This window comes from Pseudomonas sp. B21-053 (genome assembly GCF_026016365.1).
Classification (GTDB): domain Bacteria; phylum Pseudomonadota; class Gammaproteobacteria; order Pseudomonadales; family Pseudomonadaceae; genus Aquipseudomonas; species Aquipseudomonas nunensis.
Window position 1 is genome coordinate 6,263,032 of sequence record NZ_CP087205.1, and the last position, 21,805, is coordinate 6,284,836.

At 59.4% G+C, this 21,805-nt stretch carries 20 protein-coding genes; 13 read left to right on the forward strand and 7 right to left on the reverse strand.

Annotation, left to right across the window (positions count from 1 at the left end; all coding sequences use genetic code 11):
- Positions 1–45: 45 nt before the first annotated feature.
- The 3 genes from LOY68_RS28115 to LOY68_RS28125 are packed head-to-tail and all read right to left on the reverse strand — an operon-like array spanning position 46 to position 1,722.
- Entirely contained in the window at positions 46–636 is a 591-nt protein-coding gene (locus LOY68_RS28115) for an LON peptidase substrate-binding domain-containing protein (protein ID WP_054052402.1), read from the reverse strand.
- Between the two features lie 10 nt (positions 637–646).
- A complete protein-coding gene (locus LOY68_RS28120) occupies positions 647–1,363 on the reverse strand; it encodes an LrgB family protein (protein ID WP_054052398.1) in 717 nt (238 codons plus the stop codon).
- Positions 1,360–1,722, reverse strand: coding sequence for a CidA/LrgA family protein (locus LOY68_RS28125; RefSeq protein WP_265041104.1), 363 nt, complete (start codon positions 1,720–1,722; stop codon positions 1,360–1,362). The genes LOY68_RS28120 and LOY68_RS28125 overlap by 4 nt, the downstream gene beginning before the upstream one ends.
- Positions 1,723–1,917: 195 nt before the next feature.
- On the opposite strand from LOY68_RS28125, the gene LOY68_RS28130 reads away from it, so the two are divergent.
- The 3 genes from LOY68_RS28130 (at position 1,918) to LOY68_RS28140 (ending at position 4,863) form a co-directional block, all read left to right on the forward strand.
- Positions 1,918–2,373, forward strand: coding sequence for a MaoC family dehydratase (locus LOY68_RS28130; RefSeq protein ID WP_008035756.1), 456 nt, complete (start codon positions 1,918–1,920; stop codon positions 2,371–2,373).
- A 102-nt stretch (positions 2,374–2,475) separates the two neighbouring features.
- Entirely contained in the window at positions 2,476–4,194 is a 1,719-nt protein-coding gene (locus LOY68_RS28135) for a C13 family peptidase (protein ID WP_163911504.1), read from the forward strand.
- A 27-nt stretch (positions 4,195–4,221) separates the two neighbouring features.
- Positions 4,222–4,863: an oxidoreductase gene (locus LOY68_RS28140; RefSeq protein ID WP_163911501.1), complete on the forward strand. Its 642-nt coding sequence runs from the start codon at positions 4,222–4,224 to the stop codon at positions 4,861–4,863.
- 87 nt (positions 4,864–4,950) lie between these two features.
- On the opposite strand, the gene LOY68_RS28145 is transcribed toward LOY68_RS28140, so the two are convergent.
- The 4 genes from LOY68_RS28145 to LOY68_RS28160 form a co-directional block, all read right to left on the reverse strand.
- A complete protein-coding gene (locus LOY68_RS28145) occupies positions 4,951–5,235 on the reverse strand; it encodes a YceK/YidQ family lipoprotein (protein WP_265041107.1) in 285 nt (94 codons plus the stop codon).
- Complete coding sequence (gene ubiX, locus LOY68_RS28150; protein ID WP_054052392.1) at positions 5,228–5,860, reverse strand: flavin prenyltransferase UbiX; 633 nt, start codon at positions 5,858–5,860, stop codon at positions 5,228–5,230. The genes LOY68_RS28145 and ubiX overlap by 8 nt, the downstream gene beginning before the upstream one ends.
- A complete protein-coding gene (gene mpl / locus LOY68_RS28155) occupies positions 5,857–7,206 on the reverse strand; it encodes a UDP-N-acetylmuramate:L-alanyl-gamma-D-glutamyl-meso-diaminopimelate ligase (protein WP_265041109.1) in 1,350 nt (449 codons plus the stop codon). Before mpl ends, ubiX begins: the two co-directional genes overlap by 4 nt.
- 216 nt (positions 7,207–7,422) lie before the next feature.
- Entirely contained in the window at positions 7,423–9,342 is a 1,920-nt protein-coding gene (locus LOY68_RS28160) for a sigma-54-dependent Fis family transcriptional regulator (RefSeq protein ID WP_265041111.1), read from the reverse strand.
- A gap of 447 nt (positions 9,343–9,789) precedes the next feature.
- Between LOY68_RS28160 and LOY68_RS28165 the strand changes: the two genes are divergently transcribed.
- The 10 genes from LOY68_RS28165 to LOY68_RS28210 all read left to right on the forward strand — a co-directional run bounded on the left by LOY68_RS28165 (position 9,790) and on the right by LOY68_RS28210 (position 21,790).
- The gene (locus LOY68_RS28165; RefSeq protein ID WP_054052388.1) at positions 9,790–11,310 is read left to right on the forward strand and encodes an aldehyde dehydrogenase family protein; all 1,521 of its coding nucleotides are present in this window, start codon (positions 9,790–9,792) and stop codon (positions 11,308–11,310) included.
- A 209-nt stretch (positions 11,311–11,519) separates the two neighbouring features.
- Positions 11,520–12,890 carry an ethanolamine permease gene (gene eat / locus LOY68_RS28170; protein ID WP_054052387.1) on the forward strand — a complete coding sequence of 457 codons (1,371 nt, stop codon included), beginning with the start codon at positions 11,520–11,522 and terminating at the stop codon, positions 12,888–12,890.
- A gap of 230 nt (positions 12,891–13,120) precedes the next feature.
- Positions 13,121–14,515 (forward strand): ethanolamine ammonia-lyase subunit EutB, encoded by a 1,395-nt coding sequence (locus tag LOY68_RS28175; RefSeq protein ID WP_265041114.1) that lies wholly within the window; start codon positions 13,121–13,123, stop codon positions 14,513–14,515.
- Between the two features lie 8 nt (positions 14,516–14,523).
- Positions 14,524–15,348 carry an ethanolamine ammonia-lyase subunit EutC gene (eutC, locus tag LOY68_RS28180; protein WP_265041115.1) on the forward strand — a complete coding sequence of 275 codons (825 nt, stop codon included), beginning with the start codon at positions 14,524–14,526 and terminating at the stop codon, positions 15,346–15,348.
- Positions 15,349–15,461: 113 nt separating this feature from the next.
- A complete protein-coding gene (locus LOY68_RS28185; RefSeq protein ID WP_054052383.1) occupies positions 15,462–15,923 on the forward strand; it encodes a GNAT family N-acetyltransferase in 462 nt (153 codons plus the stop codon).
- 349 nt (positions 15,924–16,272) lie between these two features.
- Positions 16,273–16,929, forward strand: coding sequence for a DedA family protein (locus LOY68_RS28190; RefSeq protein WP_054052380.1), 657 nt, complete (start codon positions 16,273–16,275; stop codon positions 16,927–16,929).
- A gap of 6 nt (positions 16,930–16,935) precedes the next feature.
- Positions 16,936–17,748, forward strand: coding sequence for a zinc-dependent peptidase (locus tag LOY68_RS28195; protein ID WP_265041118.1), 813 nt, complete (start codon positions 16,936–16,938; stop codon positions 17,746–17,748).
- 113 nt (positions 17,749–17,861) lie between these two features.
- Positions 17,862–18,389 carry an inorganic diphosphatase gene (gene ppa, locus LOY68_RS28200; protein ID WP_054052377.1) on the forward strand — a complete coding sequence of 176 codons (528 nt, stop codon included), beginning with the start codon at positions 17,862–17,864 and terminating at the stop codon, positions 18,387–18,389.
- A gap of 220 nt (positions 18,390–18,609) precedes the next feature.
- Positions 18,610–19,347: a S24 family peptidase gene (locus LOY68_RS28205; protein WP_265041120.1), complete on the forward strand. Its 738-nt coding sequence runs from the start codon at positions 18,610–18,612 to the stop codon at positions 19,345–19,347.
- A 751-nt stretch (positions 19,348–20,098) separates the two neighbouring features.
- Complete coding sequence (locus tag LOY68_RS28210) at positions 20,099–21,790, forward strand: DNA cytosine methyltransferase (RefSeq protein WP_265041122.1); 1,692 nt, start codon at positions 20,099–20,101, stop codon at positions 21,788–21,790.
- The last annotated feature ends 15 nt before the right edge of the window (positions 21,791–21,805 follow it).

A 21,805-nucleotide genomic window follows, 5' to 3' on the forward strand; every position in this document is an offset into this window, starting at 1 on the left:
CAGCCGAACGCAGCCTCGCGGGCTCGGCAGCTGCTACGGGGGATCTCAGGCGAACAGTTCGCCCTGCAACTCATCCAGCAATGCCTGAATCGCATCCAGCCGTTGCTGAGGATCGTCGAGTTGCAGCAGGTCGATCTTGTCGACCTCGGCAAATGGCAGCAGGTAGGCCAGTTGATTGGCCAATGATTGTTGCCCGGTTGCTTCGGTGCCCATGTTCAGCGCCTCGACCATCGGGTGTTCGGCCAACGCCTTGAGCAAGGCGACCAGGTCGGCGTCCTCGTCCTGCAACGGTTGTTCCGGCTCGTCTTCCAGCCACTCGACGTCGGCGAGGGTCAGGTGATCGCGCTGCACTTCGGAGCGCAACACGTGGAAACGTCGCCCACCCTGCACCCGAATCCCCAGCAAGCCGTTGTCCTGCTGCTTGAAGTCGGTGATCAGTGCTTCGCAGCCCACCAGCGCATAACCCGCCGGCGCGATGCCGACTTCTTCGCCGTCGAGGATGCACACCACGCCGAAACCGCTGCCTTGTTTCATGCAGCGGCTGATCATGTCCAGGTAACGCGCCTCGAAAATCTGCAAATCAAGGATGCAACCGGGGAACAGCACCGTATTCAGCGGGAAAAGCGGCAAGCTCATAGACATTTCCTTACACCACCATCGACACGGCCAACGGCAGGAACACCGCCGTCGCCACGCCCATCAGACTCATCGCCAGCGCCGCAAAGGCGCCGCACTCTTCACTTTCCTGCAAGGCCACCGAGGTGCCGACCGCATGGGCGGTCATCCCTAACGCCATTCCGCGTGCCTCGGGGCTGTGGACACCAAGACGCGTCAACAGGCTCGGGCCGAAAATCGCACCAATCACGCCGGTAATCAACACGAACACCGCTGCCAGCGCCGCGACGCCACCAATCTGTTCGGCCACCAACATCGCAATCGGCGAGGTCACGGATTTCGGCGCCATGGTCATCAGGATCATGTGCTCGGCACCAAACCACCAGCCCAGCAACACGCCCATGCCCGTGGCGACCACACCGCCTATCACCAGCGTAGTAAATATCGGCCAGAATAACTGTCGAATCCGTCGCAGGTTCAAGTACAGCGGCACCGCCAACGCAACAGTCGCGGGGCCCAGCAGGATACTGAGGATCTCGGTGCTCTTGCGGTACTCGGCGTAGGTCAGGCCGCAGCTCACCAACACGCCAATTACCAGCACCATCGACACCAGCACCGGTTGCAGGAAGATCCAGCGGGTTTTCTCGAACGCCGCGAGCACCAGTTGATAGGCGCCGAGGGTAATGCCAATGCCGAACAGCGGATGGTGGATCACCGAATCCAGCGCGCCTTGCCAGTCGAGGATCATGGGCGATCCCCACGATGCGCATGGCGCTTGACCAGACGCTGCATCAACACCCCGGCGAACGCCATGGACAACAGCAGCGACAGCACCAGCGCACCGGTGATCGCCCAGAAGTCCGCCGCAATATCCTTGGCGTAAACCATCACGCCCACCGCCGGCGGCACCAGCAGCAACGGCAGGTAGAGCAGCAAACTGCTGGCGGCCAGGTTCAGTGGTTCACCGACCTCGCCACGACAAATCAGAAACACCAGTAACAGCAGCAGGCCGACAATCGGCCCCGGCAGCACCGGCAAAAATAGGTGGTTGATGGCTGTGCCCAGCAATTGGAACAGCACCAGCCAGGTCAGGCCACGTAACAACATCCAGCATCTCCCGCGCGCGCTCCCCACCAAAAAGGGGCCGGGCATTATAAGCATGCCGACGCTATACACCGGCATTCGCCAAAAGCATGGTCAGTTGACCGGAGCAATTTGCCATGTTGATCTAAAGTGGTAATCCGGGAGGTCAAATCCCCCCACCTCAAAACTATAAAACCGATGAACCCAAGGAGAGTCTCAATGCCCTATGTTCCCGTTGCAGAGCTCAAAGATTATGTCGGCAAGGAACTTGGACGTTCCGAATGGCTCACCATCGATCAGGAGCGCATCAACCTGTTCGCCGAAGCCACCGGGGATTATCAGTTCATTCACGTCGACCCGGTCAAAGCCGCGCAAACGCCATTTGGCAGCACCATCGCCCACGGTTTCCTGTCGCTGTCGCTGATCCCCAAACTGATGGAAGACATCCTGATCCTGCCGGAAGGCTTGAAGATGGTGGTCAATTACGGCCTCGACAGCGTGCGCTTCATCCAGCCGGTCAAGGTCAACTCGAAAGTACGGCTCAAGGTCGACCTGACCGAAGTCACCGAGAAGAAACCCGGCCAGTGGTTGCTCAAGGCCACCGCCACCCTTGAGATAGAAGGCTCGGACAAACCGGCGTACATCGCTGAACCGCTGTCCCTCTGTTTCGTGTAAACCATCCCGAATGCGAAGCAGCGCACGCTGTTTCGCGACCTTCTCTATATATGCGACGCATAGCTGCGGCATACTCGGTCGCCTAATTGCCCGGATCCCGCTATGCGCTCACTTGCACTCCTCGCTTTGACCCTGATGCTCACCGCTTGCGGCGATGGTGAATCGCTGTTGTCCCCTGACGCGCGCCTGCCGGACGGCGGACGCTATCGAGGGGATCTGGTCAACGGGTTGTTGCAGGGCCAGGGCCGCATCGACTACCCGAACGGCAGCTGGTACGCCGGGGAGTTCGACAAAGGCCAGTGGCATGGCCAGGGCGAATGGCACGGCAGCAATGGCGAGGTCTATCGCGGGCAGTTCCAGCAAGGGCTGTTCGACGGCCAGGGCACGCTAACCACCAATGGCAGCAGTTACACCGGCGGCTTCAAGCTGGGCCGGCGCGACGGCGAAGGCACCCTCAAAGAAAACGGCATGACTTACCGTGGTGAGTTCAAGTCCGATCAGTATTCCGGGCTCGGTCGTCTCGAACTCGACGACGGCAGCACCTATCAAGGCCAGTTCGCCCACGGCAAACCCAACGGCGAAGGCCAGCGCGGCGATGCCAGCGGCAATCAGTTCAGCGGGCATTTCGTCGACGGGCAACTCGAAGGCAACGGCACGTTCAACAGCGCTGACGGTGATATCTACGTCGGCGGTTTCAAGGACAACCAACTCCACGGCAAGGGCCGCTACGAAAACGCCGATGGCGATGTGTGGATCGGCCAGTTCAAGGAAGGCGCGCTCAGCGGCAAGGGCGAATTGGTCGGCGCCGACGGCAGCCATTACATCGGCCAGTTCAGCGACTGGCGCTTCACCGGGCCGGGCCGCTTGAACCTGGCCGACGGCAGTTTCTACGTCGGCGGCTTCGACAGCGACAGCTACTCGGGTCGTGGCACCCTGGTGCTGACCGATGGCACCGTGATGAGCGGCACCTGGATCAACGGCCAGCGTGTGCGCGACGCCGACGGCAAGTTGCTGCCCGACACCCTGGAATCCGGTCTGCTGGCCCAGGGCCGCTTGCTCGACGAAGCGCTGGCCAATGTGCCCGCCTCCACCCCGGCGGTCGAGTTGTACACCCTGACCCTCGGCGGCGACGGCAAGCAGAGCGTGTTCCTGCGCGAATCCGACTACGTCGCCAACATGCTCGCCAGCCGTTTCGGCGCTTACGGGCAGATCCGCCTGGTCAACCACCGCGACCACCTCGCCGACCGTCCGATGGCCACCCGGGAAAACCTGCGCCGCGCCGCCCAGACTCTGGCCGAACGCAGTGGCCCGGAAGACTTGCTGTTTATCTACCTGACCAGCCACGGCACCAGCGAACACGAACTGGTGCTCGATCAGCCACGCATGGAACTGGCTGACCTGCCGGCCGACGAACTGGCAGCGGTGCTCGCCCCGCTGAAAAATCGCGACAAGATAATTGTCATCTCTTCCTGCTATTCCGGTGGTTTCATCCCGGCATTGAAAGACGAGCGCACGTTGATCATGACCGCCTCGCGGGCGGACCGGGTGTCCTTCGGTTGCTCAGAAGAGGCCAACTTCACTTACTTCGGCGACGCCTTGTTCGCCCAGGCGCTGAACCAGACCGACGATTTGGAGCAGGCCTTCAAACTGGCCAAGGCCACCGTGGCCGAGCGCGAGCTGGCGGATAACTTCGAAGCCTCTGAACCGCAGATCTGGGCGCCAAAAACCGTGCTCTCCCACTGGCAGCTGTTGCGCAAGCAGCAAGCCCGAAAAGCATTACAAAGTGCTGCTATCAGCAGCAAGGACGCCAAGAGCAACTAAGCTGAACAGTATCAAGGGGGAAACACTATGTACTTGACGCCTCAGCATGTATTGCTTGCCGGAGCTACCGGATTAACCGGCGAACATTTGCTTGATCGCCTGCTCAATGAGCCAACGATTACGCGGGTATTGGCACCTTCACGCCGGCCACTGGCCGAGCATCCCCATCTGGAAAACCCCGTCGGCGACCCCGCCGTGTTCCTGCCGCAGTTGAACGGTCGCGTCGACATCGCCTACTGCTGCCTCGGCACCACGATCAAACAGGCTGGCTCCGAGCAGGCGTTTCGCGCGGTGGACCTGGACATGGTAGTGGCGTTCGCCAAACGTGCCCGGGAAATGGGCGCGCGGCACTTGATCGTGATCAGTGCCCTGGGGGCAGATCGCAGATCCACGGTTTTCTACAACCGGGTCAAAGGCGAGATGGAATACGCATTGCGCGCGCAGAATTGGCCGCAACTGACCATTTGCCGACCTTCGTTGTTGCTTGGCGAACGTCTCGAACCGCGCATGGCCGAGCAGTTCGCTGGGCCGTTGTCGCGCTTGATCCCGGGCAAATACCACGGCATCGAAGCCTGCCAACTGGCGCGGGCAATGTGGCGACTGGCGCTGGAAGAGCAGGATGGCGTGCGGGTGGTTGAGTCGGATGAGTTGCGTAAGTTAGGCAAGTAAGATCAAAAGATCGCAGCCTTCGGCAGCTCCTACATGGGCTATGTGCTCACCCTGTAGGAGCTGCCGAAGGCTGCGATCTTTTGATTTTTAAAGCCCGCCCGTCGCCTGAAAACTCACACCAATCACCGTCAGCACCGACAACGGCAACAATAACGTGTCGAGCAACGCGCTGGCCGGCAGGTCAACGCCGGGATAGCTCGGCGCTTCAGCACCAAAACGATCCATGGCACAGCAACCACCATTCATCGCATACAAATCCAGGCGCGTCCCCGAATACACCACTGGCGCCCCCGGTTTGGCAGCATCGAGGGTGCGCGCCGTGGCGCAGCCGGCCAGTTGCAGCACCAGCAGGACCATCAGCAGTTTATTCATCGCTGCTCAAATGGTGCTCGCCCCAACGCGGCAGCATGTCCTGCGGGATATTCAGCAGATTGAGGATCCGTGCGACGACGAAATCGATCAAGTCGTCGATGGTCTGTGGCTGGTGATAGAAACCCGGCGAGGCCGGCAGGATCGTCACGCCCATGTTCGACAACTTGAGCATGTGCTCCAGATGAATGCTCGAATACGGCGCCTCGCGCGGCACCAGAATCAACTGGCGGCGCTCCTTCAAGGTGACATCGGCGGCGCGTTCGATCAGGTTGTTGCAGGCCCCGGTCGCGATGGCCGACAAGGTCCCGGTGGAACACGGCACCACCACCATCGCCGCCGGCGCGCCGGAGCCCGAAGCCACCGGCGACATCCAGTCTTCCTTGCCATACACCTTGATTTGCCCGGCAGCCGCCCCGGTGTATTCGGTGAGGAAGGCCTGCATGGTTTGCGGTTTCGGCGGCAGCGTTACGTCAGTCTCGGTGGCCATCACCAATTGCGCAGCCTTGGAGATCAGGAAGTGCACCTCACGGTCTTCGCGAATCAGGCAGTCCAGCAGGCGCAAGCCGTACTGGGCGCCGGAAGCGCCGGTCATGGCCAGCGTGATGCGTTCCGGGCCGTTGTTCATTGCAGCGCCTCGGCGAGTTTGCCGTGCAGGCCGCCGAAGCCGCCGTTGCTCATGATCACCACGTGAGTGCCGGGCTGGGCCTGGCTTTTCACGCGTTCGATGATGCCTTCGAGGGAGTCGCTGACAATCGACGGCACGGTGCACAGCGCCGCCGTGCCGGCCAGATCCCAGCCGAGGTTGGCTGGCGCGTACCAGATCACCTGATCGGCATCCACCACGCTTTCCGGCAAACCGTCACGGTGCGCGCCGAGCTTCATGGAGTTGGAGCGCGGCTCGATGATCGCGATCAACGGCGCGTCGCCAATCTTCTTGCGCAAGCCATCGAGGGTGGTGGCGATGGCAGTCGGGTGGTGGGCGAAGTCGTCATAGATGGTGATGCCACGGACTTCCGCGACTTTCTCCATCCGGCGCTTCACGCTTTTAAACGCGCTCAACGCGGCAATGCCCAGCGACGGTACGACGCCGACATGACGCGCGGCCGCCAGGGTCGCCAAGGCGTTGGCGACGTTGTGCTGACCGGTCATGTCCCACTCGACCACGCCTTGGGCGACGCCTTCGAACAGCACTTCAAACTTCGAACCGTCTTCGCTCAACAGCTTGACCTGCCACTGACCGCCGGCACCGGTGGTTTGCACCGGGGTCCAGCAGCCCATATCGATGACGCGCTGCAAGGCAGCTTCGGTGGTCGGATGGATCACCAGGCCTTCGCTCGGAATCGTGCGCACCAAATGGTGGAATTGCCGCTCGATCGCTGGAAGATCGGGGAAGATGTCGGCGTGATCGAACTCAAGATTGTTCAGGATCGCCGTGCGCGGGCCGTAGTGGACGAACTTGGAGCGCTTGTCGAAGAACGCGCTGTCGTATTCGTCGGCTTCGATCACGAAGAACGGTGTGCCACCCAGGCGAGCGGACACCGAGAAATTCTGCGGCACGCCGCCGATCAGGAAACCCGGGCTCATGCCTGCGTGTTCCAGCACCCAGGCGAGCATGCTGCTGGTGGTGGTCTTGCCATGAGTGCCGGCGACGGCCAGCACCCAGCGACCCCGCAACACGTGATCCGCCAGCCATTGCGGGCCAGAAACGTAAGGCAGGCCTTTGTTCAGGACGTATTCGACGGCCGGGTTGCCACGGGACATGGCATTGCCGATCACCACCAGATCCGGGGCCGGATCGAGCTGCGCCGGGTCGTAACCCTGGGTCAACTGAATGCCCTGAGCCTCAAGCTGCGTGCTCATCGGCGGATAGACGTTGGCATCGGAGCCCGTCACGTGATGGCCCAGCTCTTTGGCCAGAACCGCCATCGAACCCATGAAAGTGCCGCAGATACCAAGAATATGAATGTGCATAGTCGACCTCGTAAAACATGGCCGCAGGTTAGCGTAGGGTGGGGAAAATCGCACCTTTGTTTCGGGTCGATCACACAACCCGTAGGAGCGAGGCTTGCCCGCGAAGGCCACGACGCGGTCTGTCTGATACACCGCGTTATCGTTCTTCGCGGGCAAGCCTCGCTCCTACAGGTTCTTGCACATGATCGTTCCCACGCTCTGCGTGGGAACGATCGGTTACGCGGAACGGGCGATGCCGTGTTTACGTAGCTTGCGATAAAGGGTGTTACGGCTGACACCTAGCTGCTCAGCGGTATGCGTCATATGCCAGCGCTGCTGCTCCAGCGCATTCAGCAACGCCAAGCGCTCGGCATCATCGAGCGGGAATTCGGAAGGCTCTTCCACCGCCGCCGCAACCACCGGCCGCGCCTGACGAATCATTGCCGGCAAATCTTCCAGCCCAACCCGCCCGCCATCACACAACGCCGCCAAGGTACGCAGCACATTGCGTAACTGCCGCACATTCCCCGGCCAGGCAAAACCGAGCAAGGCCTGTCGCGCCGGTTGATCAATCAACACCGTCTCCCCGCCCGCTTCTTCGGCCAGCAGGAAATCGAGCAACTGGGATTTATCGGTGCGATCACGCAGCGCAGGCAACGCGACTTCCAGCCCATTGAGCCGATAATACAAATCCTCGCGGAAGCTGCCGTCCTGCACCCGATCCAGCAAATTCCGGTGGGTGGCGCTGATAATCCGGACGTTCACCGACTCCGGTTCGCCGCCAATCGGCACCACTTGGCGGTCTTCCAGCACCCGCAGCAATCGGGTCTGCAACGCCAGGGGCATGTCGCCGATCTCGTCGAGAAACAACGTGCCGCCATCCGCCTGTTGCAGCTTGCCGCGCATGCCTTCCTTGCGCGCACCGGTAAAACTGCCGCCGCGATAGCCGAACAGTTCGCTTTCGATCAGGCTTTCCGGGATGGCCGCACAGTTGAGGGCGACGAAGGACTTTTCCGCCCGTTGACTGCCCTGGTGCACGGCTTTGGCGAAGGCCTCTTTGCCGGACCCGGTTTCGCCATTGATCAACAGCGGCACGTCCCGTTCGAACACACGCAGGGCCTTGCGGAAATCTTCCTGCAACGCCGCATCGCCCAGGCAAATACCGGACAGGCGCGGACGCTCGGCAATCACCGGACTTTGCACCACCGGCACCGGAATGCTGCGCGGCTGGCCGCGCAACAGGGCAAACAGACTGCGCCCGTCACGGGTGCGCAGTGGCCAACTGGCGCTGGCATTCACGCTCGCACGCCCCAGCAATTCATCCAGCGTGCAATCGAAAAACGCTTCCACCGGTTTACCCAACAAGCCGCCGCGAATGTGCCCCAGCAGGTTCAACGCACTCTGGTTGACCGCACTGATCCGGCCTTCGCCATCGAACGCCAGCAGCCCTTCGCTGAACAGCCCGACGGATTCCGCCTGAAGGTGAAAACGCAGCAGCCATTGATTGTCGAAGTAGCGCAGGAAATAACAGCTCTCGATCATCTTCGCCGACAGATTGACCAGGGCCATGGTGTGGAACTGGCTCTGCCGCGAGACTTCATGCCGCGCCGAAGACACGTCAAGCACCGCCAGCAGTTCGCCGTGCGGGTCGAACACCGGGCTCGCCGAGCAGGTCAGGCCCGTGTGACGGCCGCGAAAGTGTTCGTCCTGGTGAATGGTCAGGGCCTGGCGCTCTACCAGGCAGGTGCCGATGCCGTTGGTGCCTTCGCAGGCTTCACTCCAGTCGGCGCCTAGCCAGAGCCCGGCGCGCTCGAAAATCTTGCGTTCGGCGGGGGCAGTGACGCAATTGAGGATCACCCCACGGGCATCGGTCAGCAGCACCGCGTGACCGGCGCCGGAGAGTTGCTGGTGCAGGCTGGTCATTTCATTGCCAGCGATGTGCAGCACTTGTTGCAGGCGCTCGCGGCTTTCGAGTACGCGGCCATGTTCCAGCACCGTTGGCGCCATGGTCAGGGCCGGGTCGAGGTGGTAATCCTCAAGACAACGCAGCCAGGAGCGGGCAATCGACGGATCGCTGCCAGGACCGTGTAGGTGCGATTTGCCCTGGGTAACGGTCAGGACTTGCTGGGCATGGCGACTCAAATGGTTGTCGTGCATTTCTTATTATTCTCCCCGAGCCGCTAACACTTCCCACGTAGGAGCTGTCGAGTGAAACGAGGCTGCGATCTTTTGATTTTGCTTTTTGAGAAACAAGATCAAAAGATCGCAGCCTCGTTTCACTCGATAGCTCCTACAGGGGTTATGCGGCAGCCATCAAAGGTGTGCAGCCCAATGACGTAGTCATATGAACACGGAGCATCCTCCACGCCAGCGCGCTTTGCAATGCTGGCAAGACCACCCGGTCACAACCTGTGCCACAAGCGGTACAAACTGTCACCCAGGCTGTACCGAAACCGTCACAGACAATCTCCGCTTGTCCGACAAAAATCGCGCAAGGCCTTGATTTGCCTGCCCTGCAAGGCAGTGGCCCAACCTTTGCTCTACGCTTATAGCAGGCGCACATGCGCTCTCCCTTATAAGCACAAAAGCCAAGGAGAAATCACCATGCGTTACGCTCACCCCGGTACTGAAGGCGCTATCGTTTCGTTCAAGAGCAAATACGGTAACTACATCGGCGGCGAGTTCGTCGCGCCTGTCAAAGGTCAGTACTTCACCAATACCTCGCCAGTGAATGGCCAACCGATTGCCGAATTCCCGCGCTCCACGGCCGAAGACATCGACAAAGCCCTGGACGCTGCCCACGCCGCTGCCGATGCCTGGGGCGCCACGTCCGCCCAGGCGCGCTCGCTGGTGCTGCTGAAAATCGCCGACCGCATCGAGCAGAACCTGGAACTCCTGGCCATCACCGAATCCTGGGACAACGGCAAAGCCGTGCGTGAAACCCTCAACGCCGACATCCCGCTGGCCGCAGACCACTTCCGCTACTTCGCCGGTTGCATCCGCGCCCAGGAAGGCAGTGCCGCCGAGATCGACGGCAACACCGTGGCTTATCACATCCATGAACCGCTGGGCGTGGTCGGTCAGATCATCCCGTGGAACTTCCCGATCCTGATGGCCGCGTGGAAACTCGCCCCGGCCCTGGCCGCCGGTAACTGCGTGGTGCTCAAGCCTGCCGAGCAAACCCCGCTGGGCATCACCGTGCTGATGGAACTGATCGGCGACCTGCTGCCGCCCGGCGTGCTCAACGTGGTGCAAGGGTTCGGCAAAGAAGCTGGCGAAGCCCTGGCTACCAGCAAGCGCATCGCCAAGATCGCTTTCACTGGCTCGACCCCGGTCGGCTCGCACATCATGCATGCCGCCGCCGAAAACATTATTCCGTCCACCGTGGAGCTGGGTGGCAAGTCGCCGAACATCTTCTTCGCCGACATCATGCAAGCCGAAGAAACGTTCATCGAAAAAGCCGCCGAAGGCCTGGTGCTGGCGTTCTTCAACCAGGGTGAAGTCTGCACTTGCCCATCCCGCGCGCTGGTACAGGAATCGATCTACGACGACTTCATGAAAGTCGTGATGAAGAAAGTTCTGTCGATCAAACGTGGCGACCCGCTGGACACCGACACCATGGTCGGCGCCCAGGCGTCCGAGCAGCAATTCGACAAAATCCTTTCGTACCTGGAAATCGCCAAGGGCGAAGGCGCCGAGTTGCTGACCGGCGGCAAGGTGGAAAAACTCGAGGGCAACCTGGCGACCGGGTATTACATCCAGCCGACCTTGCTCAAGGGCACCAACAAAATGCGTGTGTTCCAGGAAGAAATCTTTGGCCCGGTGGTGAGCATCACCACGTTCAAGGACGAAGCCGAAGCCCTGGCCATCGCCAACGACACCGAGTTCGGCCTGGGCGCCGGCCTCTGGACCCGCGACATCAACCGCGCCTACCGCATGGGCCGCGCCATCAAGGCCGGTCGTGTGTGGACCAACTGCTACCACCTGTACCCGGCGCACGCCGCATTCGGTGGTTACAAAAAGTCCGGCGTCGGGCGTGAAACCCACAAAATGATGCTCGATCACTATCAGCAGACCAAAAACCTGCTGGTGAGCTACGACATCAATCCGTTGGGCTTCTTCTAACTCGACGCGTGACCGCGTAACGGCTTTCGCGGGCAAGCCTCGCTCCTACAGATCATGCAATACCTGTAGGAGCATGGCTTGCCAGCGAAGGCGCCCTCACACACACCGAAAATCATCGCCCTGCCCCTCTGGCACGGGCTTTGCGTGCCCGCTGTAACCGCCACACCCGAAAGTCCAACCGATCAAACAATAAAAAACAGAGAGGACTTATGACTTCTACGACACAGCTCAAACCCACACTCGGCACCCTGCACTTATGGGGCATTGCCGTCGGCCTGGTGATTTCCGGCGAGTACTTCGGCTGGAGTTACGGCTGGGGCACCGCGGGCACGCTGGGTTTCCTCGTCACCGCATTGATGGTGGCGACGATGTACACCTGCTTCATCTTCAGTTTCACCGAACTGACCACCGCGATTCCCCACGCGGGCGGACCGTTTGCCTACAGCCGACGGGCGTTTGGCGAGAAAGGCGGATTGATCGCCGGCATCGCCACCCTGATCGAATTCGTCTTTGCGCCGCCGGCGATTGCCATGGCCATCGGCGCCTATCTCAACGTGCAATACCCGGAACTGGACCCGAAGATCGCGGCGGTCGGCGCGTACTTTGTGTTCATGACCCTGAACATCCTCGGCGTCAGCATCGCCGCGACTTTTGAACTGGTGGTCACCGTGCTCGCGGTCGCCGAATTGCTGGTGTTCATGGGCGTGGTGGCGCCGGGCTTCAGCTTCAGTAACTTCGTGCTCAACGGCTGGTCGGGTTCCAACGAATTCACCATGGCCTCAATCCCGGGGATCTTTGCGGCGATCCCGTTTGCGATCTGGTTCTTCCTGGCGATTGAAGGCGCAGCCATGGCGGCCGAGGAAGCAAAGGACCCGAAACGCACGATTCCCAAAGCTTACGTCAGCGGCATTCTGACCTTGGTGTTCCTGGCAATCGGCGTGATGGTGATGGCCGGCGGCGTCGGCGACTGGCGTCAACTGTCGAACATCAACGACCCTCTGCCCCAGGCAATGAAAGCCGTGGTCGGCAACAATTCGAGCTGGATGCACATGCTGGTCTGGATCGGCCTGTTTGGTCTGGTGGCGAGTTTTCACGGGATTATTCTTGGCTATTCGCGGCAGTTCTTCGCCCTGGCCCGCGCCGGATACCTGCCTAAAGGCCTGGCCAAACTCTCGCGCTTCCAGACTCCGCACCGGGCAATCCTGGCCGGCGGCGTGATCGGCATCGCGGCGATCTACAGCGATGGCTTGGTCAATCTGCAAGGCATGACCCTGACGGCGGCGATGATCACTATGTCGGTGTTCGGCGCCATCGTGATGTACATCATCAGCATGCTGAGCCTGTTCAAATTGCGCAAAACCGAGCCAAATCTGGAACGCACCTTCCGCGCGCCGGGTTATCCGATCGTGCCGGGGATCGCGCTGTTCCTGGCGGTGGTGTGCCTGGTGGCAATGGCGTGGTTCAACACGTTGATCGGCCTGGTGTTCCTGGGGTTCATGGCTGCCGGTTACCTGTATTTCCAACTGACCGCCAAGCAACGCCTCGCGGCACCGGCGGACGCTATGCTCACAGGTATCTGAGTTGCACCGGCGCCGGGCTCAATACTCGGCGCCTGCCATATTGAAGTGCACACCGCTGCTGTAGGAACTTGTAGAAGCCTGTAGGAGCTGACGAGTGCAACGAGGCTGCGATCTTTTAAAGACAAGGTCAAAAGATCGCAGCCTCGTTGCACTCGACAGCTCCTACCAGCTCCTACAGGGGCGTTCGCGGTGTTTTTGAGTGATTTACAGCATCAGGAGGACCCCGTCCCATGGCCGCATTTGCCCATTCCGTCGGCGCCCAGACCTACCGCTTCGAGAGTCTCAAGGAAGTCATGGCCAAGGCCAGCCCGGCGCGTTCCGGGGATTTCCTGGCCGGTGTCGCCGCGCTCAACGATGGCGAGCGCGTGGCTGCGCAAATGGCGTTGGCCGACATCCCGTTGACTCACTTCCTACAGGAAGTACTGATTCCCTACGAAGCCGATGAAGTCACCCGACTGATCATCGACACGCACGACAAACAAGCCTTCGCGGTGGTCAGCCACCTCACCGTCGGGGGTTTTCGCGACTGGCTGCTCAGCGACGCCGCCGACGAACAGAGCCTGCGCGCCCTCGCCCCCGGCCTGACCCCGGAAATGGCTGCCGCCGTGTCGAAGATCATGCGCGTGCAGGATTTGGTGCTGGTGGCGCAGAAGATCCGCGTGGTCACGCAATTTCGCGGCACCATGGGCTTGCGCGGCCGCCTATCCACCCGCCTGCAACCCAACCACCCCACCGACGAACCGGCCGGCATCGCCGCGAGTATTCTCGACGGCCTGCTGTACGGCAACGGCGACGCGATGATCGGCATCAACCCGGCCACCGACAGCATCGCCTCGATCTGCGCCATGCTGGAAATGCTCGATGCGATCATCCAGCGCTACGAAATTCCTACACAAGCTTGCGTTTTAACCCACGTCACAACGTCTATCGAAGCGGTCAATCGCGGGGTTCCGCTGGACCTGGTGTTCCAGTCGATCGCCGGCACCGAAGCGGCCAACGCCAGTTTCGGCATCAACCTGAACGTGTTGCAGGAAGGCTACGACGCCGGTTTGAGCCTGAATCGCGGCACCCTCGGCCAGAACCTGATGTATTTCGAAACCGGCCAGGGCAGCGCCCTGTCGGCCAACGCCCACCACGGCATCGATCAACAGACCTGCGAGACACGGGCCTACGCCGTAGCGCGACATTTCAAACCGTTCCTGGTGAACACCGTCGTAGGATTTATCGGCCCGGAATACCTCTACAACGGCAAACAGATCATCCGCGCCGGCCTCGAAGACCACTTCTGCGGCAAGTTGCTGGGCGTGCCGATGGGTTGCGACATCTGCTACACCAACCACGCCGAAGCCGACCAGGACGACATGGACACCCTGCTGACCCTGTTGAGTGTGGCCGGGATCAACTTCATCATGGGCATCCCCGGCTCCGACGACATCATGCTCAACTACCAGACCACCTCGTTCCACGACGCCCTCTACGCTCGGCAAACCCTGGGTTTGAAGCCGGCGCCGGAGTTCGAGCAGTGGCTGGCGAAGATGGGGATTTTCACCCAGGCGGACGGCAAGATTCACTTTGGTAACAACCTGCCGCCGGCCTTCCGCCAGGCCTTGGCGCAACTGGGATGAGTGTTGATATGGATAAACCACCCGTTGATCCACAGAACCCGTGGCTGGAACTGCGGCGCCTGACCCCGGCGCGGATTGCTCTGGGCCGCACCGGCACCAGCATGCCCACCAGCGCGCAACTGGATTTCCAGTACGCCCACGCCCAGGCTCGGGACGCGGTGCATTTGCCGTTCGATCATGCCGGGCTCAGCGCGCAATTGGCCGAACGCGGGCGCGAGAGTTTGCTGCTGCATAGCGCCGCCACGGACCGCAACAGCTATTTGCAGCGCCCGGATCTGGGTCGCAAGTTGAGCGATGAGTCGGCGCAGATCCTGCGTGATTACGCCTCGGCGCATCCCGGTGGGGTGGATTTGGTGATCGTGGTCGCCGATGGCTTGTCAGCATTGGCCGTACATCGGCATACCCTGCCGTTTTTGACTCGCATGGAGGAACAGTCGGCGGCGGATGGTTGGTCTTTGGCCCCGGTGATATTGGTCGAACAGGGTCGCGTGGCCGTGGCCGACGAGATCGGCGAGCTGTTGGGCACGAAAATGGTGGTGATCCTGATTGGTGAACGCCCGGGTCTCAGCTCCCCTGATAGTCTGGGTTTATATTTCACCTACAATCCCAAGATTGGTCTCACGGATGCCTATCGCAACTGCATCTCCAACGTCCGACTCGAAGGTCTCAGCTACGGCATGGCAGCGCACCGCTTGCTGTACCTGATGCGCGAAGCCTGTCGGCGGCAGTTGTCGGGGGTCAATCTGAAGGACGAAGCCCAGGTTCAGACATTGGAGTCGGAAACTGGAGCGGACATGAAAGGAAATTTCCTACTCAGTCCGCCGGATGCCTGAACCGTTTCCGCATTGCGTTTCCGACTCGGTTTCAGGCAGGATCGATGCACGGCCGCCAGGGGTTTCCCATCGCCGTCACGCACGTATGACAGCCACTTGAAGCGAGACCTACCATGCGGATTATTCAAGCGACCCTCGAACACCTGGACCTGCTGACCCCGTTGTTCGTCAAATATCGCGAGTTTTATGGCTCACTGCCGTATCCGGACTCGTCCCGGGCTTTCCTCGAAAAACGCCTGCGTCGCAAGGAATCGGTGATCTACCTGGCCCTGGCCGATGACGACAACAACAAACTGATGGGTTTCTGTCAGCTGTACCCGAGCTTTTCGTCGCTGTCGCTCAAACGCGTGTGGATCCTCAACGACATCTACGTCGCCGAAGATGCCCGCCGCCAACTGGTCGCCGACAACTTGATCCGCACCGCGAAGAAAATGGCCAAGGAAACCAATGCCGTGCGCATGCGTGTGTCCACCAGCAGCAACAACGAAGTGGCGCAGAAGACTTACGAGTCGATCGGGTTCAAGGAAGACACCGAATTCAAGAACTACGTGTTGCCGATTAGCGACGAGTTATAACAATTTCGCGGCGGGCGAGCTTTTGTGGCGCGGGAGCTTGCTCCCGCTCGGCTGCGCAGCAGTCGTAACCCGGCCAACAAGATTCTCCTGACACACTGTAAATGCAGGCTTTGGGAGTGCTTCTCCCTCCAGCGGGAGCAAGCTCCCTCGCCACAGGGATTTGTATACAACTTGTCGGACTCTGATTATCCGCGACATCCCCCGCTACAATCTCGACGCGCTTTTCACTTTTCCCACCGTATAATCCCGAGCTCCCCCGGCTTGTAAGAAAAACTACATCCGCTTGTAGGCTTACATGAAGTCATACGCACAGGTCTGCTGAGTCGGACCGTCACCACAGGTGCCCCCCATGGATTTCAACCCGATCGACCTTGTCCTGCATCTCGATGTGTACCTCGACATGCTGGTAAACAACTACGGGCCATGGATCTACGCCATCCTGTTTCTGGTGATCTTCTGCGAAACCGGCCTGGTAGTGATGCCTTTCCTGCCGGGCGACTCCCTGCTTTTCATCGCCGGCGCAGTGGCGGCCGGTGGCGGTATGGACCCGGTGCTGCTGGGCGGTCTGCTGATGCTGGCGGCGATCCTCGGTGACAGCACCAACTACGTGATCGGACGAACGACGGGCGAGAAGCTCTTCAGCAACCCGAACTCGAAAATCTTCCGCCGCGACTACCTGCAACAAACCCATGATTTCTACGACAAGCACGGCGGCAAAACCGTGACCATGGCGCGCTTTCTGCCGATCATTCGTACCTTTGCACCGTTCGTCGCCGGCATCGCCCGGATGCCTTACCCGCGCTTCTTCTTCTTTAGTGTGCTCGGCACGATCCTGTGGGTCGGCGGCCTGGTGACCCTCGGTTACTTCTTCGGTAACGTACCGTTCATCAAGAAAAACCTGTCGTTGCTGGTGGTGGGCATCATCCTGCTGTCGCTGATCCCGATGATCATCGGCGTCGTGCGCAGCCGCTTCGGCGGTTCGAGCTCCAAAGCCGAAACCCGCTGAGCGCCCATGTGGTCCCTGAGCGCCTGGCGTCGCCGGCGCATCCTGGCCAGGCACCCGATTGCCGATGACATGTGGCAGCGGGTGCGCCATCACTTGAGCTTCCTGGACGGCATCAGCGCCGCCGAGGACCAGTGGCTGCGTGAAGCCAGCGTGTTGTTCCTGGAAGACAAACACCTGACCGCCCTGCCCGGCGTCGAACTGCACCAGGAACAACGCCTGTTGCTCGCCGCCCAGGCGCAATTGCCGCTGCTGAACCTCGGCGAGTTGAACTGGTATCAGGGCTTCCACGAAATCGTCCTCTACCCCGACGACTTCCTCAGCCCCCAGCGCCATCGCGATGCCAGCGGCGTCGAACACGAATGGGACGGCGAACACAGCGGCGAAGCCTGGCAGCAAGGCCCGATCATCCTCGCCTGGCCCGGCGTCATGGCCAGCGGCGGTTGGGAAGGCTACAACCTGGTGATCCACGAACTCGCGCACAAACTCGACATGCTCAACGGCGACGCCAACGGCCTGCCGCCGCTGCATCCCGATATGCGCGTCAGCGACTGGGCCAAAGTCATGCAACAAGCCTACGATGACCTCAACCGCCATCTGGACCGCAACCCGGACGCCGAAACCGCCATCGACCCCTACGCCGCCGAGAACCCGGCCGAATTCTTCGCCGTCACCAGCGAATACTTCTTCAGCGCTCCGGATTTGCTGCACGAGGCTTATCCACAGGTCTACGAGCAGCTAAAGCTGTTTTATCGGCAAGATCCATTGTCCCGGCTGCGGCAACTTCAGGCGTCCAGCCCTGTCTATCAGGGACACGACTAAGGTCTACACGACCCAAGGCGCATGGCATCGGCGGCAGAATATGCCTATAATCGCCGCCACTTTTTGGTCAATCCGGCCAAGTGTTTTTGGTCAACTAACGGGGGCACCGCCCAATGAGCTACAGCAAGATTCCGGCTGGCAAAGACCTGCCGAACGACATCTACGTCGCGATCGAGATCCCGGCCAACCACGCGCCGATCAAGTACGAAATCGACAAAGACAGCGATTGCCTGTTCGTTGACCGTTTCATGGCCACCCCGATGTTCTACCCGGCCAACTACGGTTTCATCCCGAACACCCTGGCTGACGACGGTGATCCCCTCGACGTGCTGGTCGTGACCCCTTACCCGGTTGCTCCAGGTTCGGTTATCCGCGCCCGTCCAATCGGCATCCTGCACATGACCGACGACGGCGGCGGCGATGCCAAAGTCATCGCAGTCCCACACGACAAGCTGTCCCAGCTGTACGTCGACGTGAAGGAATGCAGCGACCTGCCACAACTGCTGATCCAGCAGATCGAGCACTTCTTCGCGAACTACAAAGACCTCGAAAAAGGCAAATGGGTGAAGATCGAAGGTTGGGGCGACTCCGAAGCCGCTCGCACCGAGATCATGAAGTCGGTTGCTGCTTACAAAGGCTAACGCCAGCGTTGAGCTTCAAGCTTCAAAAAGAACCCCGGTTGATCCGGGGTTTTTTGTGGGCGCGGATCGAGTTTTAAACGACACGTTTAACAATCTGGGCGCTCGGTTTTTTCTTGTTTAAAACTGGCGTAAGACGTCTTACATCCGGTCTTAAAATTCCCGCGCAATTTGAACGGTTCGTTTATTCAAAGCCCTGCCCCGCGCCCGTAAACTCGCGTTCATGAAAAAGAACACTAGCGGTCCACGGTTCAAAGCGCTGCTCAAAGCAGCGAACATTACGACAACAGGATTTGCCGAATTCCTGGATACGTCGCCGCAAAACATCCACAACTGGTACACCCGTGGCGTGCCCGCTCACTGCATGGAAGAAGTCGCCCGAAAACTCTCGGTCAACAGCACCTGGCTGAAAGCCGCCGAAGGCCCGAAAGACCTGTGCCTGTTAGACGAAACCGGCAACACCTACAACACCCAGGCCATCCGCGGCGTCTATACCGTCATCGAACCCAACGACGTCGAACTGCCCTTCTACAAAGAAACACCCATCGCCCCAGGCTCCAGCAAAACCCACGTCATCGAAGACATCAGCCACCCCATCCGCCTGCCCCGCGGCCACCTCGACTCCCTGGAAATCAACCACAAAGACGCCATCTGCGCCTACATGGTCGGCAACAGCATGGCCGAGAAAATTGCAGACGGCTCAACCATCGCCATCGATCGCGGCTTGACCCAGATTGTTGATGGGGAGATTTATGCAATCGAGCATGACGGCATGCTACGGATCAAATACCTGCACCGGATGCCGGGGAATGGGTTGCGGTTGCGCAGCCACAACAGCGCGGAATATCCGGATGAAGTGTTCAGACCTGCGCAGATTGAAGAGCAGAACATTCGGGTGTTGGGGTGGGTGTTCTGGTGCTCGACGCTGAACAAACGACGGCCGCCGGTGCCGTTCCTCTAACACCGCGCCGCGCCCACAGGATTGCGCAGTACCTGTGGGAGCGAGCCTGCTCGCGAAAGCGGTGGCCCATGCACCTGAAAACCCGGACAGGTACCCACACCCGAGCCACCGATAGCTCTACCCCGCACATCAAGCTGGGAATTCCCCAAAAAAATCAGTATGCTGCGCCCCACATTTGCGCATCACCCCGCCCCGCGGCTCTGATCGCACTGACAAGGCAGATGATTTTCTCGCCAAGTCCCACAGCCGGACGCAAGATCCGGGTGTACGTTTTGAAGGCTGGCGCGGTTTACCAAAAATGAACCAAGCCAGTCCCCGAGAAGCCGGCCACAAGCCGGCTTTTTAATGTCTTAAATAAAACCCATCCCCCTGCTACACCGCCATTCACATCCTGCTACAACCGTTCGACGGACCAACCTTGCGCAAATATTCCTAAACTCGATACTGTATACAAACACAGTGATTTTTTTATCACTTGGAATGGCCAAGGCTCTCTTGGGCGAATGACGAACAATGGAAGATTATCGACCTTCTTTCCAGTTCGCCTGTTGTGGCAGCTTCTTAAGCCTGCACGCGGCAGCTTTGCGAAGATTTCGACACTGCCGACGCCTCAACCCAACGCCCTTCTAACTTGAGCAGCACATACAAGCAGTTGAAGCGAAGAAAGCAATGTTCGCCCAGTAGGAAAACACCAATTAGGACCAGTTTATTAAAGATTGCTCGGTTTCATACCCGTTGATGGAGCTCAACAATGCCGGTACCACCAAGCGACGCCCCGGATTTACCTAATGCAAAATTTTTTTATGAATTCAATGACATAAGTGAAGCCTGTAATCTCAAAACAAGCCAGTCACCAAGCGGCCGCAGCCATTGCGTTTGCTTGCGGGGCAATCCATTATCCATCACTATTGCCCCCTCGACGCCTACCGAGCTACCTCTAGTCAGCATGCCGAGTAGGCATCAAGCATCGGTGGCGAAAAAAGACCTCCATCGTCCTGTCTATATAGGCGATAGCCAAGGGCTTCGCGAGACGCTCCCTACCCTGAAAACGACCGTATCCGGGCAGGAGCCCATGAAAAACTTCGAAACCCTCCCCCCGCTACCCGCCCACGGGCAACCTTTGATGTTCGCAGATCTTTTTGCGGGCTGTGGAGGCCTATCTCTAGGTCTATCGCTCGCAGGGCTAAACGGCGTTTTTGCCGTCGAACGCGACAAAATGGCTTTCTCTACGCTTTCGGCAAACCTGCTCGAAGGGCGTGACGTGCCCGTACCCCAGTTCGAATGGCCCTCTTGGTTGGAAAGAAAAGCCTGGGGTATCGATGACATTCTTGAACAGCACCCACTTGATCTTTCTAGGCTCAAGGGCAAAGTTCATGTGCTTGCAGGAGGCCCTCCCTGCCAAGGATTCAGCTTCGCAGGGAAGCGACTAGAGTCCGACCCTCGAAACCAACTGTTTGAGAAATACGTGGAAATGGTCAAGGCCATTCAGCCAGCGGCCATTGTTCTGGAAAACGTACCGGGCATGAAGGTCGCGCATAAAGCCAAATCATGGAAAGAAGAATTTGGCTTAACGAAAGTGAAGCCCCATTCCTACTATGACAAGCTTGTCGAAAGCCTGAATAGCGTCGGCTATGAGGTCCTCGGTAAAATAGTGGACTGCTCACTTTTTGGAGTTCCCCAGAAGCGCCCACGTCTAATCGTAATAGGGATCCACAAAGATCTCGCTGGCCATCTCCGTGGCGGCGCCAACAGAGCTTTCGAGCTTCTAGAGGAAGCAAGGCTGAACCAACTGCAGGAGCTTGGCCTTCCAGAAGTTGTCAGCGCGTCGGAGGCCATTTCTGATTTGGAAATAAAGCACGTTGGGACAAGACCATGCACTGATCCCTCCTCTCGTACCGGTTTTCTAGAGCTCGCATATAAGGGGCCTCGGACACATTACCAAACCCTTATGCATCAAGGGAGCGACGGCTCTATGGACAGCGTACGCTTAGCAAAACACAAGCCCGAAATCAGTGAACGGTTCATGAGGATCATTCAGGACCCCGAGTGCGTTAGGGGTGGTTTGATGAGCTTGGCCCAAAGGGAAAAATATGGCCTCAAGAAGCACCGCATTTGCCTAATGCACGAGAAAAATCCCGCACCTACAATAACAACGTTGCCCGACGATGTGCTCCACTACAGCGAGCCCAGAATACTGACCGTCCGAGAGTCTGCACGCCTGCAGTCGTTTCCCGACTGGTTCCAGTTCCGCGGTAAATTCACCACGGGCGGTAAGCAACGTACTAAGGAATGCCCGCGCTACACGCAGGTAGGCAACGCCGTTCCTCCTTACCTTGCAAGAGCCATTGGCCAAGCCATCAAGCTGGTACTTAAAGAAGCCATGGCCACAGCTAATCAACAAACAATCACCGAACCAGAACAAGAAATCTTAGCCATAGCTTGAAAACATAGGAGTCGA

Excerpts from the sequence above, each read along its gene's own strand:
- LOY68_RS28205 (WP_265041120.1), top strand. The coding sequence starts at position 18,610 with ATGAAAAAGAACACTAGCGGTCCACGGTTCAAAGCGCTGCTCAAAGCA.
- LOY68_RS28165 (WP_054052388.1), top strand. The coding sequence starts at position 9,790 with ATGCGTTACGCTCACCCCGGTACTGAAGGCGCTATCGTTTCGTTCAAG.
- mpl (WP_265041109.1), bottom strand. The coding sequence starts at position 7,206 with ATGCACATTCATATTCTTGGTATCTGCGGCACTTTCATGGGTTCGATG.
- LOY68_RS28135 (WP_163911504.1), top strand. The coding sequence starts at position 2,476 with ATGCGCTCACTTGCACTCCTCGCTTTGACCCTGATGCTCACCGCTTGC.
- ppa (WP_054052377.1), top strand. The coding sequence starts at position 17,862 with ATGAGCTACAGCAAGATTCCGGCTGGCAAAGACCTGCCGAACGACATC.
- LOY68_RS28125 (WP_265041104.1), bottom strand. The coding sequence starts at position 1,722 with ATGTTGTTACGTGGCCTGACCTGGCTGGTGCTGTTCCAATTGCTGGGC.
- LOY68_RS28185 (WP_054052383.1), top strand. The coding sequence starts at position 15,462 with ATGCGGATTATTCAAGCGACCCTCGAACACCTGGACCTGCTGACCCCG.
- LOY68_RS28190 (WP_054052380.1), top strand. The coding sequence starts at position 16,273 with ATGGATTTCAACCCGATCGACCTTGTCCTGCATCTCGATGTGTACCTC.
- LOY68_RS28115 (WP_054052402.1), bottom strand. The coding sequence starts at position 636 with ATGAGCTTGCCGCTTTTCCCGCTGAATACGGTGCTGTTCCCCGGTTGC.
- LOY68_RS28120 (WP_054052398.1), bottom strand. The coding sequence starts at position 1,363 with ATGATCCTCGACTGGCAAGGCGCGCTGGATTCGGTGATCCACCATCCG.
- LOY68_RS28175 (WP_265041114.1), top strand. The coding sequence starts at position 13,121 with ATGGCCGCATTTGCCCATTCCGTCGGCGCCCAGACCTACCGCTTCGAG.
- LOY68_RS28195 (WP_265041118.1), top strand. The coding sequence starts at position 16,936 with ATGTGGTCCCTGAGCGCCTGGCGTCGCCGGCGCATCCTGGCCAGGCAC.
- eat (WP_054052387.1), top strand. The coding sequence starts at position 11,520 with ATGACTTCTACGACACAGCTCAAACCCACACTCGGCACCCTGCACTTA.
- LOY68_RS28145 (WP_265041107.1), bottom strand. The coding sequence starts at position 5,235 with ATGAATAAACTGCTGATGGTCCTGCTGGTGCTGCAACTGGCCGGCTGC.
- LOY68_RS28140 (WP_163911501.1), top strand. The coding sequence starts at position 4,222 with ATGTACTTGACGCCTCAGCATGTATTGCTTGCCGGAGCTACCGGATTA.
- LOY68_RS28210 (WP_265041122.1), top strand. The coding sequence starts at position 20,099 with ATGCCGGTACCACCAAGCGACGCCCCGGATTTACCTAATGCAAAATTT.
- ubiX (WP_054052392.1), bottom strand. The coding sequence starts at position 5,860 with ATGAACAACGGCCCGGAACGCATCACGCTGGCCATGACCGGCGCTTCC.
- LOY68_RS28160 (WP_265041111.1), bottom strand. The coding sequence starts at position 9,342 with ATGCACGACAACCATTTGAGTCGCCATGCCCAGCAAGTCCTGACCGTT.
- eutC (WP_265041115.1), top strand. The coding sequence starts at position 14,524 with ATGGATAAACCACCCGTTGATCCACAGAACCCGTGGCTGGAACTGCGG.
- LOY68_RS28130 (WP_008035756.1), top strand. The coding sequence starts at position 1,918 with ATGCCCTATGTTCCCGTTGCAGAGCTCAAAGATTATGTCGGCAAGGAA.